The following is a 15768-nucleotide window of genomic DNA, read 5'->3' as shown; positions in this document are numbered from 1 at the left end:
AGACCATGTCGTACGCGATCTACCACCCGACCGTCGCCCGGCTCACCTACCGGGGTCTCCTCGGCCGCCGCCGCGCCGCGATCCTCTTCGCCCTGCCCGCGCTGCTGCTCGTCCTCTGCGTCGCCGTCCGGATGCTCACCGGCGCCGACGACGACACCGCCCGCACCGTCCTCGGCGGCTTCGCCGTCGCCACGATGGTGCCCCTCATCGGCGTCATCGCCGGCACCGGCGCCATCGGCCCCGAGATCGACGACGGCTCCGTGGTCTACCTGCTGTCCAAGCCGGTACCGCGGCCCACCGTCATCGTCACCAAGCTGCTCGTCGCCATCGGCGTCAGCGTCACCTTCTCCGCCCTCCCCACCCTGATGGCCGGCTTCCTGCTCAACGGCAACAGCCAGAACCTGGCCGTCGCCTACGCCCTCGCCGCCGCGGTCGCCTCGGTCGCCTACAGCGCCGTCTTCCTCCTGCTCGGCACGGTCACCCGGCACGCCGTCATCGCCGGGCTCGTCTACGCACTGGTGTGGGAGTCGCTGCTCGGCGGCCTCATCTCCGGCGCCCGCACCCTCAGCGTCAAGGAATGGGCGCTGGCCGTCGCGGAGCGCACGGCGGCCGACGGGGCCGTCAGCGCCCAGGTGGGCCTGCCGCTCGCCGTCACGCTGCTGGTCGTGGTCCCGGCCGCCGCCACCTGGTACGCGGCCCGCCGGCTGCGCGCCCTGACGGTGGCGGGGGAGGAGTAGGGAAGCAGGAACGAAGCCCGGCCGGGCCCCGCTCGGATCAGATCTTGCGGGCCCGGCCGGCCCCCAGCCCCAGGAACAGCAGCGCGGCACACGCCACGAGCAGCAGCCCCACCGGCAGCGTCCAGCCGCCCGTCGCCTCGTGCACCGCACCGATCGCGAACGGCCCCATCGACGCCAGCAGGTAGCCCCACGTCTGCGCCATGCCCGACAGCCGCGACGCCGTCTGTGCGTCCCGCGTCCGCAGCACCATCAGCGTCAGGGCCAGGCCCAGCAGACCGCCCTGCGCCACGCCCATCAGCGTCGCCCACACCCAGGCGCCCGCCACCGGCGCGACCAGCAGGCCCGTGACGCCCGCGGCCATCAGCAGGACGACGACCACCGCGGGCACCCGCTGGTCGCGCAGCCGCCCGGCGACGATCGGCACGAAGAACGACCCGGCCATCTGCACCAGCGTGTAGAACGCGTAGACGATGCCGGCCTGCCCCTTGCTCATCCCGTTGTCGGTGAAGACCGTCGGCATCCAGGCGATGCACACGTACGCGACCAGCGACTGCGTGCCCATCAGCAGCGTGACCTGCCAGGCGAGCGGCGACCGCAGCAGGTCGGGGCCGGAGGAACCGCCCGCGCCCGCCGCACCCGTGGCCAGGCCCGCACCCGCACCCGCATCCCTACGGGCCCGGCGCGCCCACACCGCCTGCGGCAGCCAGACGACCACCGCCACGGCCGCGAGCAGCGCCCAGGAGGCCAGCGAGCCCTGCCAGCCGCCCAGCGCGTTCTCCAGCGGCACCGCGGCGGCCGCCGAGCCGGTGGCGCCCAGGATCAGCGTCGTGGAGTAGACGGCGGTCATGCTCGCGGCGCGGTCGGGGAAGTCCCGCTTGACCAGGCCCGGCATCAGCACGTTCAGCAGGGCGATCGCCGTGCCCACGAGCGCGCAGCCCACGAACAGCGCGGCCGCCGGCGGCGCCACGCGCAGCAGGATGCCGCCGCACAGCAGCGCCAGCGCGCCGCAGAGCACCGCCTCCGTGCCGAAGCGGCGGGCCAGCCGGGGCGCGACGATCGAGCCGAGGCCCATGAAGAGCAGCGGGATCGTCGTCACCAGGCTGCTCGCCGTGGCCGTCAGGCCGAAGTGGTCGCTGATCCCGCTCATCACGGGCGAGACGCCCGCGAGCGCCGCCCGCATGTTGAGCGAGGCCAGCACGATGCCGGTGAGGACGAGAGCGGGGTGGGCGCGCCGTACGGCCGGCGCCACGGGCGGTGCCGTGGGGGTGGTGGTCGTGGGTATCGGGGCGGTAGCCGGTTCCGGCATGGGGGTGCTTCTCCAGGAGGCCAGGGTGCGGGTGAGGGGGCGGGCGTGTGTCAGCCGTCGAGGTCGTCGTCGAGGCCGTCGAGCAGGGCCTCGACGGCCTGTTTCTGGCGTTCCAGCAGCGTGCGGGCCGCGCGGTCGGCGGCCTCGGGGTCGCCGGAGGCGACGGCGTCCATCACGGCGTGGTGGTCGCCGTGCACGATGTCGGTCATCTGCCGGTCGCCGAGCGCCGTGACCAGCGCCTCCCGCACCGAGCTGGTGAACCAGCCGTACGCGGCCGTCAGCGCGCCGTTGTGCGCGGCGTCGACCAGCGCGCGGTGGAACTCCACGTCGAGGTCGGCGTAGCGCTCGATGCCCTCGGGCAGCGGGTGGCCCGCGGCGTCCTCCAGCGCCGTCTGCGCGTCCAGCGCGGCCCGCATCCGGGCCAGGTCGGCGGGTTCGTGGCGGGCCGCGGCCAGCCGTGCGGCCTCGGTCTCCAGGGCGATGCGGAGCTCCAGGACGTCGCGGACGCCCGCCATCCGCACCCCGCGCATGACCTCGGCCGGGTCGGTGCGGGAGACGACGAACGTGCCCTCGCCCTGCCGGGAGCGGAGCATCCCGGCGTGCACGAGGACGCGTACCGCCTCGCGGACCGTGTTCCGGCCCACCTGGAGCTGCTCGGCGAGGGCGTGCTCGGTCGGTATGCGCTCGCCGACCGGCCACTCGCCGTTCGCGACCTGGGCGCGCAGCTGCTCGACGACGGTGTCCACGAGGGACTGCCGTCCCGCCGCTCGCAGTGCCATGTGTCCGCGTCCCCTTCCGGAAGTCTGTAGAAGCCGGGCTGCCCGGTCATCCTACAAATGTACATGCAGCGTACACATGCCAAGGTGCGGCTACCGTCGTAGGGTGCGGCCCGAACGGCTCTGCGGCGCGGTGCGTGCCTGGGTGGTCTCCGCCCCCGGCACGCACATCTACCTGCTGATCATCGGGGTCACCAGCCTCGTGGTGGCCTCGGCCAGCGAGGGCCTGGAGGCGTTCCTGCTGCACCGCACCAGCAGCAACATCCACCAGTTGCACCGGCACCCCGTGCAGTCGCTGTTCATCAGCGGGTTCTGGATCGAGACGCCCTCGTCGTTCCTGCTCTACGTGGTGCTCTTCGAGGTGCTGCACGCCAACGTCGAGCGCTGGGCCGGCACGGCCCGCTGGCTGTTCACCGTGGCGCTGGCGCACGTCGCCGCCACGCTCATCAGCCAGGAGATCCTGCTCCAGGCGATCGAGAGCCACTCGGCGCCGCGGTCGATGAAGCACGTCGTCGACATAGGCGTCTCGTACGGGCTGGCCGGCTCCACCGGCCTCCTCGCGTACCGCGTGCCGCGCCCCTGGCGCTGGCCCTACGTGGCCGGCGCGGTGGCGTTCTTCGGCGTACCGCTGCTGGCCGGCGGTACGTTCACCGACACGGGGCACGCCGTGGCGCTCTGCCTCGGCCTGGCGTGCGGGCCGCTGACGCGCGGCAGGCCGGTGTGGGGCCTGCCGCGGCCGCGGGCCCTCCTGGCGGCGGCCGCAGGCAGGGATCCCGCGTTCAGCCGGACCGGCCGAACAGCCGCTCCAGCACCACCGCGATCCCGTCCTCGTCGTTCGAGGCGGTGATCTCGTCGGCGACGGCCTTCAGCTCAGGGTGGGCGCCGGCCATCGCCACGCCGTGCCCGGCCCAGCCGAACATCGGCACGTCGTTCGGCATGTCGCCGAACGCGATGGTCTCCGCGGCCTTCACGCCCAGCCGGCGGGCGGCCAGCGACAGGCCCGTGGCCTTGCTGAGACCCATCGGCAGCAGTTCGACGATGCCGGGGCCGGCCATCGTCACGTCCACCAGCCCGCCGGCGGCCGCGCGGGCCGCCCCGACGAGGGCGTCGTCGTCCAGGTCCGGGTGCTGGATGAAGATCTTGCTCAGCGGCGCGGCCCAGACCTGCGCCGGGTCGGTGATGGGCACCGCGGGCAGCGGCCCCTCCTGGACCCGGTAGCCGGGGCCGACCAGGACGTCGCCGTCCAGGCCGTCCCGGCAGGCCGCCACGTACAGCGGGCCGGTCTCCGCCTCGATCTTGGCGAGCGCCAGGCCGGCCAGCTGCCGGTCCAGCGTGACCGAGGTCAGCAGCCGGTTCTCGCCCGCGTGGAAGACCTGCGCGCCCTGGCCGCACACCGCGAGCCCGCGGTAGTCCAGGGACTCCAGGACGTGCCGCGTCCAGGCGACGGTCCGGCCGGTGACGACGATGTGCGCCGCGCCCGCCGCGGTGGCCGCCGCCAGGGCGGCCCTGGTGCGCTCCGAGACGGTCTCGTCGGAGCGCAGCAGGGTGCCGTCGAGGTCGGTGGCGACCAGGCGGTACGGAAGGGGGCTCGCGTCGCTGGTGTCGCTCACTTGCCGACCGGCTCCAGGACCTCACGTCCGCCCAGGTACGGCCGCAGCACCTCGGGGACGCGCACCGAGCCGTCGGCCTGCTGGTGGTTCTCGAGGATCGCCACGATGGTGCGCGGAACGGCGCACAGCGTGCCGTTGAGGGTGGCCAGCGGGCGGACGTTCTTGCCGTCGCGCATGCGGACGGACAGGCGGCGGGCCTGGAACTCGTCGCAGTTGGACGTGGACGTCAGCTCGCGGTACTTGCCCTGGGTGGGGATCCACGCCTCGCAGTCGAACTTGCGGGAGGCGGAGGCGCCGAGGTCACCGGTGGCGGTGTCGATCACCTGGAACGGCAGCTCCAGGCTCGTCAGCCACTGCTTCTCCCACTCCAGCAGGCGCGCGTGCTCGGCCTCGGCGTCCTCCGGCGCGATGTACGAGAACATCTCGACCTTGTCGAACTGGTGGACGCGGAAGATGCCGCGGGTGTCCTTGCCGTAGGTGCCGGCCTCGCGGCGGAAGCAGGGCGAGAAGCCCGCGTACCGCAGCGGCAGCTGGTCGGCGTCGATGATCTCGTCCATGTGGTACGCGGCCAGCGGCACCTCGGACGTCCCGACGAGGTAGAAGTCGTCCTTCTCCAGGTGGTAGACGTCCTGCGCGGCCTGGCCGAGGAAGCCGGTGCCCTCCATGGCGCGCGGCTTGACCAGCGCCGGGGTGAGCATGGGCGTGAAGCCGGCCGCGGTGGCCTGGGCGATGGCGGCGTTGACGAGCGCGAGCTCCAGCAGGGCGCCCACACCGGTGAGGTAGTAGAAGCGCGAGCCGGAGACCTTGGCGCCGCGCTCGACGTCGATGGCGCCGAGCAGCTGGCCGAGCTCCAGGTGGTCCTTGGGCTCGAAGCCCTCGGCGGCGAAGTCGCGGGGGGTGCCGACGGTCTCCAGGACGACGAAGTCGTCCTCGCCGCCGCGCGGCACGTCGGGGTGGACGAGGTTGCCGATCTGCAGCAGCAGGCGCTGGGTCTCGGCCGCGGCCTCGTCCTGCTCGGCGTCGGCGGCCTTGACGGCGGCGGACAGCTCGCCGGCCTTCTTCAGCAGCTCGGCCTTCTCGTCGCCGGTGGCCTTGGGGATCAGCTTGCCGAGCGCCTTCTGCTCGGCGCGGAGTTCGTCGAAGCGGACGCCGGACGACCTGCGCCGCTCATCGGCGGAGAGCAGCGCGTCGACGATGTCGACGTCCTCTCCACGGGCACGCTGGGACGCGCGCACTCGGTCGGGGTCCTCACGAAGCAGGCGAAGGTCAATCACCCCCCTAGGCTACCGTTGGCGACTGCTGTTGCTGAAGGTGATGCCCCGTTGGTGGTGATACGCCCCATTCCGCGGTGGCGGAAAACAACAGCCGGGCGCCCCGTGATCTTTCTTCGGGCCCGGGGAAAACGCAGAAATATCAGAGAAAATGTGCCGTTTTGGCCTGAGTTGATCTCATATTTCTGCTCCGCCCGCATTTGGTCACGGACGGTGAATCGCGGCCCCGCGCCTGACCGCCGCCGGCGGTGCCGGTTGTCCACAGGAGCAGGGCATTCCGTTTCTTTGTCCACAGGCGAGGGGTGTTCTGCTGTGGATGTCGGAATTGAAGATTCCGTCTGACCTCGCCTTCACCGGGGTTTTTCCTGGCAAACCTCACCCGGCCACTCTTTGGGGTGGTATCCCCTCACCCTCAAGGGTTGTTCGAGGCTTTTCGGTGGACATGGCGGCTGGGGGTGACGGACGGCCGCCCTGTGGACGGAGTGTGCGGCCCACGGCGGTGATTTGTCGACTTCGCCCCTTTCCTGGGGCTTCTCGACACCTCTCTCTGTCGACTTATCCCCAGCGCCGCAACGGCCCTGTGGATAACTCTGTGGGTAACCCACAGCGCCCCCGGCCCCGGCCGACGGCTCAGGCCCGCCCGTCCTGGCAGCGCGCCAGCCACTCCGCCGCCGACGCGAAATCGCCGTCCGTCGTCCCCGGCCGCCCCGCGCCGCCCGGACGCGGCCGCGCCACCTCGTCCTCGGCCCCCGCCTGCGGGTACGAACCCAGGAACCGCACCCGCGGGAACGTCCGCTTCAGCCCCATCAGGGCCTCGCCCACCCGCCGGTCGGAGATGTGGCCCTCGCAGTCGACGGAGAAGCAGTACCGGCCCATGCCCTCGCCCGTCGGCCGCGACTCGATCCGCATCAGGTTGACCCCGCGCACCGCGAACTCCTGCAACAGCTCCAGGAGCGCACCCGGGTGGTCGTCGCCCAGCCACACCACCAGCGACGTGCGGTCCCGGCCGGTCCGCGCCGCCGGCCGCGCCGGACGGCCGGCCAGCACGAACCGGGTCTCCGCGTTCCGGGCGTCGTGGATGTCGGTGACCAGCGGCTCCAGGTCGTACGTGGCCGCCGCGAACTCGCCCGCGAACGCACCGTCGTAGCGCCCCTCGCGGACCAGCCGCGCCCCGTCCGCGTTCGACGCCGACGACTCCCACACCGCGTCGGGAAGGTGCCCCGCCAGCCACTTGCGGACCTGCGGCTGGGCGACCGGGTGGCCGGTGACCGTCTTGACGTCCTCCAGCCGCGTGCCCGGCCGGACCAGCAGCGCGAAGGCGATGGGGAGGATGACCTCCCGGTAGATCATCAGCGGCTCGCCGGTGGCCAGCTCGTCCAGCGTGGCCGTCACCCCGCCCTCGACCGAGTTCTCGATCGGCACCAGCGCTGCCGCGGCCTCGCCGGTGCGCACGGCGTCCAGGGCCGCCGGCACGGAGACCATCGGCACGAGCTCGCGCGTGGCCGCCTCGGGCAGCGTGCGCAGGGCGGCCTCGGTGAAGGTGCCCTCCGGGCCGAGATAGGTGTAGCGGCTGGCCGGCATCACGGTGATTGCTCCTCCGGGGGACCCACGGGGCCTGGGCGCCCCCACGGTCCCCCACCATAACGAGCGCGGCGGCACGGGGGTTCGGGCCCTCAGCCCTCCAGCAGGCGCTGCCCCACGTACTCGCCCGGCGCGCAGCCGCCCGGCACCGCGTACAGCCCGCTCGCCTCGTGGCTCAGGAACCGCGACAGGCCGTCGCCCCGGTCCAGCTTCCGCTGCACCGGCACGAACCCCTGCATCGGGTCCGACTGCCACGCCACGAACAGCAGCCCCGCGTCCGGCGCCCCGTCCTCGCGGTAGCCGTCGTGGTACGAGAAGGCGCGCCGCAGCATCTTCGCGCCCCGGTTGGACGCCGGCGCCGCCACCCGTACGTGCGCGTCCCCGGGGATGGCCAGCGACCCGTCCGGGCCCACCTTGTTCAGGTCGACCGGCGTGGTCTCCGTACCGCCGGACAGCGGCGCGCCGTCCGCCTTGCGGCGGCCGATCACGCGTTCCTGCCGCTCCAGCGACAGGTGGTCCCAGCTGTCCAGCAGCATCCGGATGCGGCGCACCACCGCGTACGAGCCGCCCGCCATCCAGTCGTTCCCGCTGCCCGCCACGAAGATGCGCTCGGCGAAGTCCGGGTCCGACGGCTTCGGGTTGTTCGTGCCGTCGATCTGGCCCATCAGATTGCGGCCCGTCCTCGGCTGCGCGGCCGCGCCGGGCGTGCGGTTGAAGCCGTTCATCTGCCAGCGCAGCCGGGCCGTGTCCCCGGCCTGCTTCTGGAGCAGCCGCAGCGCGTGGAACGCGACCAGCGCGTCGTCCGCACCGATCTGCACCCACAGGTCGCCGTCGCTGCGGCGCGGGTCGAGCGCGTCGGCGGTGAACGCCGGCAGCGGCTCCAGCGCCGCCGGCCGCCGGTCCGCCAGGCCCGTGCGGTCGAAGAACGTCCGCCCGAAGCCGAACGTCACCGTCAGCGAGCACGGCCCGGCGTCCAGCGCGACCCCGCTGGTGTCGTCGCGCGGCGCCGCGCCCTCCATCAGCTCGGCCGCCGTCGCCGACCAGCGGCGCAGCAGCGCCGCCGCGGCCCTGCGGTCGGCGCCCGGCGCCAGGTCGAAGGCGGCCAGGTGGCCGTGCGCCTGCGCCGGCTGCACGATGCCGGCCTGGTGCTCGCCGTGGAACGGCACCGCCGCCGAGCCCACGCCGGCCAGCGGCGCGGGCTCCTTCCGCACGGCCTCGGCACCGAACGCGCCCGCCGTGCCGCCCACGAGGAGCCCGGCCGCGCCCGCGGCACCGGCGGTGCCCAGCAGCCGGCGGCGCGAGAGGCCACCCCCGCCCTCCGGCGCTGCCTCCGCCGCGTTCCCCGCCTTCTCGGCCTTCTCGGCCTTCTCCGCTCTCAGCATCAGTGGACCTTCACGTTCCCGGTCTCGGTGGTCTGGTCGATGTCGGAGGTGCGCACGGTCAGCGTCAGCCGCCAGTCGCCCGCCATCGGCAGCTGGAAGCCGGCCGCCCGCCACACTCCCGTGCCCCGGCGCTCCAGCGAGGTCTTCAGCGGGCCGATGCCCTTCTGCTGCTGGGTGAACGACAGCGACAGCTCGGCCACGTCGACGGGCCGGCCGTCCGGGCCGGTCAGGCGCACCTCGACGGCGTTGCCGCCGGTGCCGGCCGGGTCGACGGCCACGTCGGCCGTGCCGCGGCCGTTCGCCCCGCCCGTGTCGTACGCGATCCGCACCTTCTGCGGGCCGGACCGCTGCTCCCCGGCCGCGGCGGTGGCGGCGCGCTGCTCCTCCTCGGCGCGGCCCGGCTGGGTGCCCGTCAGCAGCGTCGTGACGGCCAGCAGCACCACCGCGACGGCGGCCTCGGCCAGCACGGCCCGGCGCAGCCCGGCCCGGGCGGTGTCGGCGTCGCGCTCGCGCCGGCCCGCCGCACGCGCCAGCGCGGCCCGCTGCCGCGCCAGCTGGGCGGCCCGCACGGGGTCGCGGCCGGCGTCGCCCTTCGGCGGTCGCACAGGGTCCTTCGCCCCGCGCGCCGCCCCGCCCGCGCCCTGGCCCGGTCTTCCGTCCGTCAGCCGTGCCGTCCAGCGCCGCGACAGCAGCGCGGCGCCCACCATGGCGGCCACCAGGGCCGTCTTGAGCAGCAGCAGCCGCCCGTACGCGGTGCCGGTCAGCGCGTCCCACGAGCCGACCTGCCGCCACGACTGGTACACGCCCGTCGCCACCAGGACGCACACCGCGCCGAACGCCAGCCGCGAAAAGCGCCGTACGTCCGCGCGCGGCACCGCGTCGCCCGCCCACAGCGCCGCCAGCAGGGCGGCGAGCCCGCCCAGCCACGCCGCGACGGCCAGCAGGTGCGCGCCGTCGACCGGCATCGCCAGCCACGCCTGGAGGCCCGCCGAGGCGTGCTCGGCCATGGCCCAGGTGGCGGCCAGGCCGCCCGCGACGACCGCGCCGGCCGCCCCGAGCCCGTACGTCACCGCCGTACGGCGCCGCAGGGCGCGCGGGTCCTGGCCGGCCGTGCCGAACAGCACCGCCACGCACACCGCCGCCGCGCTCAGCAGCACGAGCCGCGAGAGCAGTGCCGCGCCCGGCTTGGTGGACAGTGCGCCGGTGAGGAGGGACAGGTCCGCGACCGCCCCCAGCCCCTTGCCGCCGGTGTACGCGCCGCGCAGCAGCAACAGCAGCGCCGTCGACAGGAACAGCGTCACCCAGCCCGCCGTCGCGACCCGCTGCACGGCCCGCGAGGCGTGGCACAGCGCGGCGAACAGGCAGCCGCCCACGAGGAGGACGAAGCCGGCGTAGGCGGCGTAGCGGCCGATGCCGTAGAAGGTGGCGACGGCCGGGTCGGTGCGGGTGGCGGCGGTCGCCACGGACACCGTGGTCTTCGACGGGGCGCCGACGGAGAAGGTGAAGGCCCCGGCCACCGGGTGGCTGTCGGCGGACACGGCCTGCCAGGCGACCGTGTACGTGCCGTCGGCGATGCCGGCGCGCAGTGCGACGACGGCCGTCTCCGCCTTGCCGCCGTCGTGCGCCGGCCGGCCCTCGTCGACGCGTTCGCCGCGCGGGTCGAGGACTCGTACGGACGCGTCGGTGAGCAGCACGCCCTCGGAGAACGCCAGCCGCACCTGGCGGGGCGCGGCCGGCACGACCGCGCCCTCGGCGGGGTCGGTCGAGACCAGCGCGGCGTGTGCGGAGGCGGTGCCGGCGCCGAGGGTGAGCGTGCACAGCAGCGCGGCGAGCAGCGTGCCCAGCAGGGCGGCCGCGCGCCGCGCGGTGACCGGGGTCCTCGTCATTTCTGCGCGTCGCCGCCGGGCCGGTAGGAGGCGCTCTCCACCGGCACCTGCACCGTGATGGGCCCGGACGTCGCGAAGTGCAGCGTCATCTCGACCTTCTCGCCGCGCTGCGGCTTGTGGCCGAGCTTGCCGAGCATGAGGTGCGTGCCGCCGCGGGAGAGCGTCAGCTCGCCGTTGGCGGGCACGCCGAGCTTCTCGGCGTGCTTCATCTGCGAGCCCTCGGTGGTGTGCAGCGTGACGTCCGGCGAGAGCGGGCTGGTGACCTTGGTGAGCTCGTCGGCCTTGCCGCCGTCGTTCTTCACGGTGAAGTAGGCGGCGGCCATGTCGTCCATGGCGGGCTGCGGCATGTAGGCGCCGCTGACCGACAGCTTCGGCTTGTCGTCGCCGCCGGTGCCGCAGCCGCTGACGAGCAGCAGCGCGCCGGCGAGGACGGCCGGCAGGGCGGCGGCGGTGGCCACCGTGCCGCGGTTGAGCTTCCTGGCGCGGGTCACGGGTTCTCCCCCTGGACGACCTTCGGGAGGTCCTTGGCGTACTGGTCGGAGGTGGTGGACGAGGTCCAGATCCAGTGGCCGCCGTCGTCCTTCGGCGAGAAGCCCACGACCTCGGCGCCGTGGCTGACGGTGACCGAGCCGTCCTTCTCCTTCTTCGGCTTCTCGACGAGGATGCCCAGCGGCTTGGCCGCGGCCTGGATCGTGTCGAAGTCGCCGGTCAGGCCGACGATGTCCTGGCCGCCCTGCGCGTCGAGCCACTCGCGCATGCGCTTCGGCGTGTCGCGCTCGGGGTCGGTGGTGACGAAGACGACCTGGAGCTTCTCCTGCTCGGCCTTCGGCAGCTTCTTCTCGGCGGCGGCGATGTCCGCGACGACGGTGGAGCACACGTCGGGGCAGTAGGTGTAGCCGAAGTAGAGCAGGACCGGGCGGCCCTTCGTCTCCTTGACCAGCTCGTACTTCTTCTCCGAGGTGTCGGTCAGCACGAGGTCCGGCTTGGGCTTGGGCGCGTCCAGGACGATCGCGCCGGCCTTCTGCGGCTCGGCGGACACATCGGCGGCGGGCTTGTCCTTCCCGGCGTCGCCGGAGCCGGAGCCGCAGGCCGCGAGGGTGAGCGCGGCCGCGGTGGCCAGGGCCGCGCCGAGGAAGCGGGTGCGCTTGCGCATGGGGTGCTCTCTCAGGTGGTTCGGGGCGGTACGGGCGCCGGGGCGGGGCGCCCGTACGCGTCGGGCGGTGGGCCGGGTGCGTCAGGCGGACGGACGGCGGCGGGCGCGCACGCCGAAGGCGACGCCGGCCGCGCCGACGACGATGCCGGCGACGGCGAGGACACGGGCGGTGGTGTCGGAACCGCCGTCGTCGCTCTTCTCAGCAGCCTTCTCGTCGGTGGTCTCGACGGTGGCCTTGGCGCCCTTGCCGTCCTTGGCGTCGTGGGAGTGGGAGCCGGCGCCCGCCTGGCCCTTGTCGACCAGCTTCAGCACCGGCGCCGGGTGCTCGGGCTCCTCGCCGCCCGGCTTCGACGGGTCGATCCAGCGGACGACGTCGTCGTCGGAGTACGTCTGGAGGGCCTTGAAGACCAGCTCGTCGGTGTCGGTGGGCAGCTGGCCGACCGACAGCGGGAACTGCTGGAACTGACCCGGCTCGATCTTCCCGCCGGACCAGGTGACCTTGCTGACGGCCTCTTCGATCGTCTTGCCGTGCATCTGCAGCGGCTTGTCCAGCTTGGTCTTCTCCACCTTCACGTCCCAGCCGGGCACGGCCTGCGGCATGACGGAGGCGAGCGGGTGCTTGGGGTCGAGGTTCAGCTCGACCTTCACGGTGGAGGCGTTGTCCTTCTCGTTCGGCACCTTGACGGCGATGGTGCTGTAGCCGCCCTTCTCGGCGGTGCCCGGCTGCACGCTGACGTGCGCGAAGGCGGGGCCCGACAGCAGCAGGACGCTGCCGGCGGCGAGGCCGGCGACGGCGGCGGCACGGGCGACACGGGCAGTACGGGCAGTACGGGACATGTTCATGGGAACGGCACTCCAGGCAGGAGGAACGGATGAGGGGTGGCACGCGTGCGGCGACAGCACGCGAGCACACCCCCACCGGTCTGCCCGGGGGGACGGGTACGTCGCGTGGTCAGGCCGCGAGGGCCAGGCGCGGCGGGCCGCGGCGGACCACGGCGTGCCGCAGCTCGGGCTCGCGCGCCGGGCGCGCGTCCTCGCCCCCGTACGGCCGCGCCGCCACGGGCCGCTCGCCGGCGGACGCACAGGCCGCCCGTACGAGCAGCAGCACGGCACCCAGCGCGCGGACCAGGGCGCACGTGGCCAGGGCGCGGGCGGACCGGGCCGACAGGCGTATCGCCCGCCACAGCGCGGCCTCGCCGCGCCGCAGCAGCCAGCCGAGGACCACGGCCGCCAGCAGGTGCGCCAGCAGCATGGGCAGCGACGGCAGAAGGTGCGGCAGAACGGCCCCCGAGCCGCCGGAGGGGGCGGGCGGTACGGGCGCCGGGGCCCCGGTCCCGGCCGGCCCGAACCCGGCGTCGGCGAGGACCTGACGGGCCTCCGCGGTGGAGGCGGGCCGCGGCTGGTTGCAGTTCAACTGCGCCGCGAAGTCGATCAGATGGCGGTCCCGGCCCGCGGACGCCGCCGCCGTGCCCTGCCCCAGGCCGAAGAGGACGTGCAGGGCGAGCTGCCCCACCGCCAGCGCCGGGGCGATCGCCGCGAGCGGGCGCTCCCGCCCGGAGGCCGGCGCCACCACCGCGAACACGGCGAGGAATCCGGCCACGAGCGTCCACGGCGGCACGCCCGCGCAGGACGCCAGCACATGCCCGCCCGCGGACAGCAGGACGCAGGCCGCGGCGAACACCGCGGCCCGGGTCAGTCGCAGATCGGCGCCGGCGCGCACGACGGGGTCAGGCATGGCTGCGCCATCATCCCACCGCGCGAAGCCGATCACCGCGGCAGGGGGCGGCCCCGCGCCCCGGGCGTCACCCGCGCCCCCATACACGCCCCCGGCCGCACCGCGCGTCGGCCGAATGAGCGGACTCACACGCCCGCCAGGCTTACGCCACGCCGACGAGGGCTATACGTAACGGTATGTCGAGCCGCAGCCAGGAGGCTGAGCATGAGCATTTGGTGGTCACTCCACTTGCGGCGCGAGGCCGCGAGCGTTCCGCTCGCCCGTCGGCTGCTCATCGGGGCCATGGAAACGGCCGGGGTCGATCCCGAGACCTCCTACGACCTCGCGGTGGCGCTCAGCGAGGCGTGTGCCAACGCCGTGGAGCACGGCGGTGACGCCTCCTCCGGCTACCGCGTCACCGCCCTGATCGACGGCGACACGTGCCGGATCGAGGTCACCGACTCCGGCCCCGGCTTCGCCGGCCGCCCCCGCCGCGTCCGCGGCCGCCCCACGACTCCCCGCGCCACGAGGGTCCGCCCCGGGGAAACCCCCGCAGGTCACCCCTACGACAAAACCCCGGCCGTGCACGAGGAGCACGGCCGGGGTCTCTATTTGATCGCGTCGCTCACGGACCACGTCCACGTCCACAACCGGCCGGGCCGGCAGGGCGCCGTGGTCCGCTTCGACAAGATCCTCAAATGGCGCGACGGCGGCCCCCCGGCGGCGGCCCTGCTGCGGGCGTCGTAGGGGACCGTTCCCGGCTCAGCCGCGCAGCGACGCCATCCACGCCTCGACGTCCGCCGAGCGGCGCGGCAGGGCGGCGGAGAGGTTCCGGTTGCCGTCCTCCGTGACGAGGATGTCGTCCTCGATGCGGACGCCGATGCCGCGGTACTCCTCCGGCACCGTCAGGTCGTCGGCCTGGAAGTACAGGCCCGGCTCGACGGTGAGGACCATGCCCGGCTCCAGGACGCCGTCCACGTACGTCTCGGTGCGGGCCACCGCGCAGTCGTGCACGTCGAGGCCGAGCATGTGGCCCGTGCCGTGCAGGGTCCAGCGGCGCTGGAGGCCCAGCTCCAGGACGCGCTCGACCGGGCCCTCCAGCAGGCCCCACTCGACGAGCCGCTCGGCCAGCACGCGCTGGGCGGCGTCGTGGAAGTCGCGGTACTTGGCGCCGGGGCGGACCGCCGCGATGCCGGCCTCCTGGGCCTCGTACACCGCGTCGTAGATCTTCCGCTGGAGCTCGGTGTACGTGCCGTTGACGGGCAGCGTGCGCGTGACGTCGGCGGTGTAGAGGGTGGTGGTCTCCACGCCGGCGTCGAGGAGGAGCAGGTCGCCCGAGCGGACCGGGCCGTCGTTGCGCACCCAGTGCAGGGTGGTGGCGTGCGGGCCGGAGGCGCAGATCGAGCCGTAGCCGACGTCGTTGCCCTCGACGCGGGCGCGCAGGAAGAACGTGCCCTCGATGTAGCGCTCGCTGGTCGCCTCGGCCTTGTCGAGGACCTTCACCACGTCCTCGAAGCCGCGCACCGTGGAGTCGACGGCCTTCTGCAGCTCGCCGACCTCGAAGGCGTCCTTGACCAGGCGCTGCTCGCTGATGAAGATCCGCAGCTCCTCGTCGCCCCGCTCGTCCGCCCGGCCGGCCAGGGCCGCCTCGATGCCGGCGTCGTGGCCGCGCACCACGCGGACCGGGCCCTCGGCCGCGCGCAGCGCGTCCGGCAGCGTGCGGACGTCCGCGGCGGGCAGGCCCAGCAGCTGCTCGGCCTCGGTGAGGCTGTGCCGGCGGCCGACCCACAGCTCGCCCTGGCCGTCCAGCCAGAACTCGCCGTTCTCGCGGTTCGAGCGCGGCAGCAGGTAGACGGTCGCCTCGTGGCCGGTGGCGCCCGTGGGCTCCAGGACGAGGACGCCGTCCTGCGTCTGGTCGCCGGTGAGGTACACGTACTCGGTCGAGGCGCGGAAGGAGTACTCGGTGTCGTTCGAGCGGGTCTTGAGGTTGCCCGCGGGGATCACGAGCCGCTCGCCGGGGAAGCGCGCGGACAGCTCGGCGCGGCGCCGCGCGGTCTCCCCGGCCTGGGGTATCGGCGTCAGGTCGCGGAGCTCCGTGTCGGCCCAGCCGGACTTCATGTTCTCGGCGAGCTCGTCGGAGACGGCGGGGTACAGGCCGTTCTTCCGCTGCTTGATCGGCTCGTCGCCTTCGGGGTTCTCGGGCGCGGGCTGCTCGGTCACTGCAATTCCTCCTCGGACGGGGCCGTCTTCCATCGTATGTGCGGGAAAGACGCCCGAGAAGGCTTTGACCGATAGGCCGGAATCTCCTGCTCGAAGCCCTGCGTGAAGCCCTGCTCGATGCCCTGCTCGAAG

Annotated in this window: 15 protein-coding genes; 3 read left to right on the top strand and 12 right to left on the bottom strand. The window is 73.9% G+C overall.

The features are described 5' to 3' along the window. The first annotated feature begins 17 nt into the window (after positions 1–17). The gene (locus tag IE305_RS12350; protein ID WP_190129867.1) at positions 18–737 is read left to right on the top strand and encodes an ABC transporter permease subunit; all 720 of its coding nucleotides are present in this window, start codon (positions 18–20) and stop codon (positions 735–737) included. Positions 738–774: 37 nt separating this feature from the next. Here the strand turns inward: IE305_RS12350 and IE305_RS12345 are convergent, their stop codons facing one another. Both IE305_RS12345 and IE305_RS12340 read right to left on the bottom strand, forming a co-directional pair. After that, positions 775–2043 (bottom strand): CynX/NimT family MFS transporter, encoded by a 1269-nt coding sequence (locus tag IE305_RS12345; protein ID WP_190129587.1) that lies wholly within the window; start codon positions 2041–2043, stop codon positions 775–777. A gap of 50 nt (positions 2044–2093) precedes the next feature. Next, complete coding sequence (locus tag IE305_RS12340; protein ID WP_190129586.1) at positions 2094–2822, bottom strand: FadR/GntR family transcriptional regulator; 729 nt, start codon at positions 2820–2822, stop codon at positions 2094–2096. A 76-nt stretch (positions 2823–2898) separates the two neighbouring features. Between IE305_RS12340 and IE305_RS12335 the strand changes: the two genes are divergently transcribed. Next, a complete protein-coding gene (locus IE305_RS12335; RefSeq protein ID WP_373311599.1) occupies positions 2899–3666 on the top strand; it encodes a rhomboid-like protein in 768 nt (255 codons plus the stop codon). Here the strand turns inward: IE305_RS12335 and IE305_RS12330 are convergent. The 9 genes from IE305_RS12330 to IE305_RS12290 all read right to left on the bottom strand — a co-directional run bounded on the left by IE305_RS12330 (position 3599) and on the right by IE305_RS12290 (position 13437). Beyond that, entirely contained in the window at positions 3599–4429 is an 831-nt protein-coding gene (locus tag IE305_RS12330) for an HAD family hydrolase (protein WP_190129585.1), read from the bottom strand. The two genes, IE305_RS12335 and IE305_RS12330, sit on opposite strands and share 68 nt — an antisense overlap. Further along, entirely contained in the window at positions 4426–5703 is a 1278-nt protein-coding gene (serS, locus tag IE305_RS12325) for a serine--tRNA ligase (RefSeq protein ID WP_190129584.1), read from the bottom strand. The genes IE305_RS12330 and serS overlap by 4 nt, the downstream gene beginning before the upstream one ends. 627 nt (positions 5704–6330) lie before the next feature. Continuing rightward, positions 6331–7281 (bottom strand): prephenate dehydratase, encoded by a 951-nt coding sequence (pheA, locus tag IE305_RS12320; protein ID WP_190129865.1) that lies wholly within the window; start codon positions 7279–7281, stop codon positions 6331–6333. Between the two features lie 92 nt (positions 7282–7373). Next, a complete protein-coding gene (efeB, locus tag IE305_RS12315; RefSeq protein WP_190129583.1) occupies positions 7374–8663 on the bottom strand; it encodes an iron uptake transporter deferrochelatase/peroxidase subunit in 1290 nt (429 codons plus the stop codon). Next, on the bottom strand, positions 8663–10549 hold the full coding sequence (locus IE305_RS12310) for a copper resistance protein CopC (protein WP_190129582.1): 1887 nt from the start codon (positions 10547–10549) through the stop codon (positions 8663–8665). Before IE305_RS12310 ends, efeB begins: the two co-directional genes overlap by 1 nt. Further along, positions 10546–11040: a copper chaperone PCu(A)C gene (locus IE305_RS12305; protein WP_229890873.1), complete on the bottom strand. Its 495-nt coding sequence runs from the start codon at positions 11038–11040 to the stop codon at positions 10546–10548. Before IE305_RS12305 ends, IE305_RS12310 begins: the two co-directional genes overlap by 4 nt. Next, the gene (locus IE305_RS12300; protein WP_190129581.1) at positions 11037–11702 is read right to left on the bottom strand and encodes an SCO family protein; all 666 of its coding nucleotides are present in this window, start codon (positions 11700–11702) and stop codon (positions 11037–11039) included. Before IE305_RS12300 ends, IE305_RS12305 begins: the two co-directional genes overlap by 4 nt. A gap of 81 nt (positions 11703–11783) precedes the next feature. Beyond that, positions 11784–12545: a YcnI family copper-binding membrane protein gene (locus IE305_RS12295; RefSeq protein ID WP_190129580.1), complete on the bottom strand. Its 762-nt coding sequence runs from the start codon at positions 12543–12545 to the stop codon at positions 11784–11786. 109 nt (positions 12546–12654) lie between these two features. Next, a complete protein-coding gene (locus IE305_RS12290; RefSeq protein WP_190129579.1) occupies positions 12655–13437 on the bottom strand; it encodes a hypothetical protein in 783 nt (260 codons plus the stop codon). A 204-nt stretch (positions 13438–13641) separates the two neighbouring features. Here IE305_RS12290 and IE305_RS12285 point away from each other — a divergent pair, with 204 nt between their 5' ends. Continuing rightward, positions 13642–14163, top strand: a complete 522-nt coding sequence (locus tag IE305_RS12285; RefSeq protein WP_190129578.1) for an ATP-binding protein — start codon at positions 13642–13644, stop codon at positions 14161–14163. Between the two features lie 15 nt (positions 14164–14178). Here IE305_RS12285 and IE305_RS12280 read toward each other — a convergent pair whose 3' ends face one another. Next, a complete protein-coding gene (locus IE305_RS12280) occupies positions 14179–15669 on the bottom strand; it encodes an aminopeptidase P family protein (RefSeq protein WP_373311597.1) in 1491 nt (496 codons plus the stop codon). Positions 15670–15768: the final 99 nt, after the last annotated feature.

The sequence above is a fragment of the Streptomyces mashuensis genome (assembly GCF_014654785.1).
GTDB lineage: Bacteria > Actinomycetota > Actinomycetes > Streptomycetales > Streptomycetaceae > Streptomyces > Streptomyces mashuensis.
The sequence above is the reverse complement of the archived record's forward strand: the minus strand, read 5'-3'. Positions and strand labels throughout refer to the sequence as shown.

Excerpts from the sequence above, each read along its gene's own strand:
- IE305_RS12345 (WP_190129587.1), bottom strand. The coding sequence starts at position 2,043 with ATGCCGGAACCGGCTACCGCCCCGATACCCACGACCACCACCCCCACG.
- IE305_RS12340 (WP_190129586.1), bottom strand. The coding sequence starts at position 2,822 with ATGGCACTGCGAGCGGCGGGACGGCAGTCCCTCGTGGACACCGTCGTC.
- IE305_RS12335 (WP_373311599.1), top strand. The coding sequence starts at position 2,899 with ATGCCAAGGTGCGGCTACCGTCGTAGGGTGCGGCCCGAACGGCTCTGC.
- pheA (WP_190129865.1), bottom strand. The coding sequence starts at position 7,281 with ATGCCGGCCAGCCGCTACACCTATCTCGGCCCGGAGGGCACCTTCACC.
- efeB (WP_190129583.1), bottom strand. The coding sequence starts at position 8,663 with ATGCTGAGAGCGGAGAAGGCCGAGAAGGCCGAGAAGGCGGGGAACGCG.
- IE305_RS12310 (WP_190129582.1), bottom strand. The coding sequence starts at position 10,549 with ATGACGAGGACCCCGGTCACCGCGCGGCGCGCGGCCGCCCTGCTGGGC.
- IE305_RS12300 (WP_190129581.1), bottom strand. The coding sequence starts at position 11,702 with ATGCGCAAGCGCACCCGCTTCCTCGGCGCGGCCCTGGCCACCGCGGCC.
- IE305_RS12295 (WP_190129580.1), bottom strand. The coding sequence starts at position 12,545 with ATGAACATGTCCCGTACTGCCCGTACTGCCCGTGTCGCCCGTGCCGCC.
- IE305_RS12290 (WP_190129579.1), bottom strand. The coding sequence starts at position 13,437 with ATGCCTGACCCCGTCGTGCGCGCCGGCGCCGATCTGCGACTGACCCGG.
- IE305_RS12285 (WP_190129578.1), top strand. The coding sequence starts at position 13,642 with ATGAGCATTTGGTGGTCACTCCACTTGCGGCGCGAGGCCGCGAGCGTT.
- IE305_RS12280 (WP_373311597.1), bottom strand. The coding sequence starts at position 15,669 with ATGGAAGACGGCCCCGTCCGAGGAGGAATTGCAGTGACCGAGCAGCCC.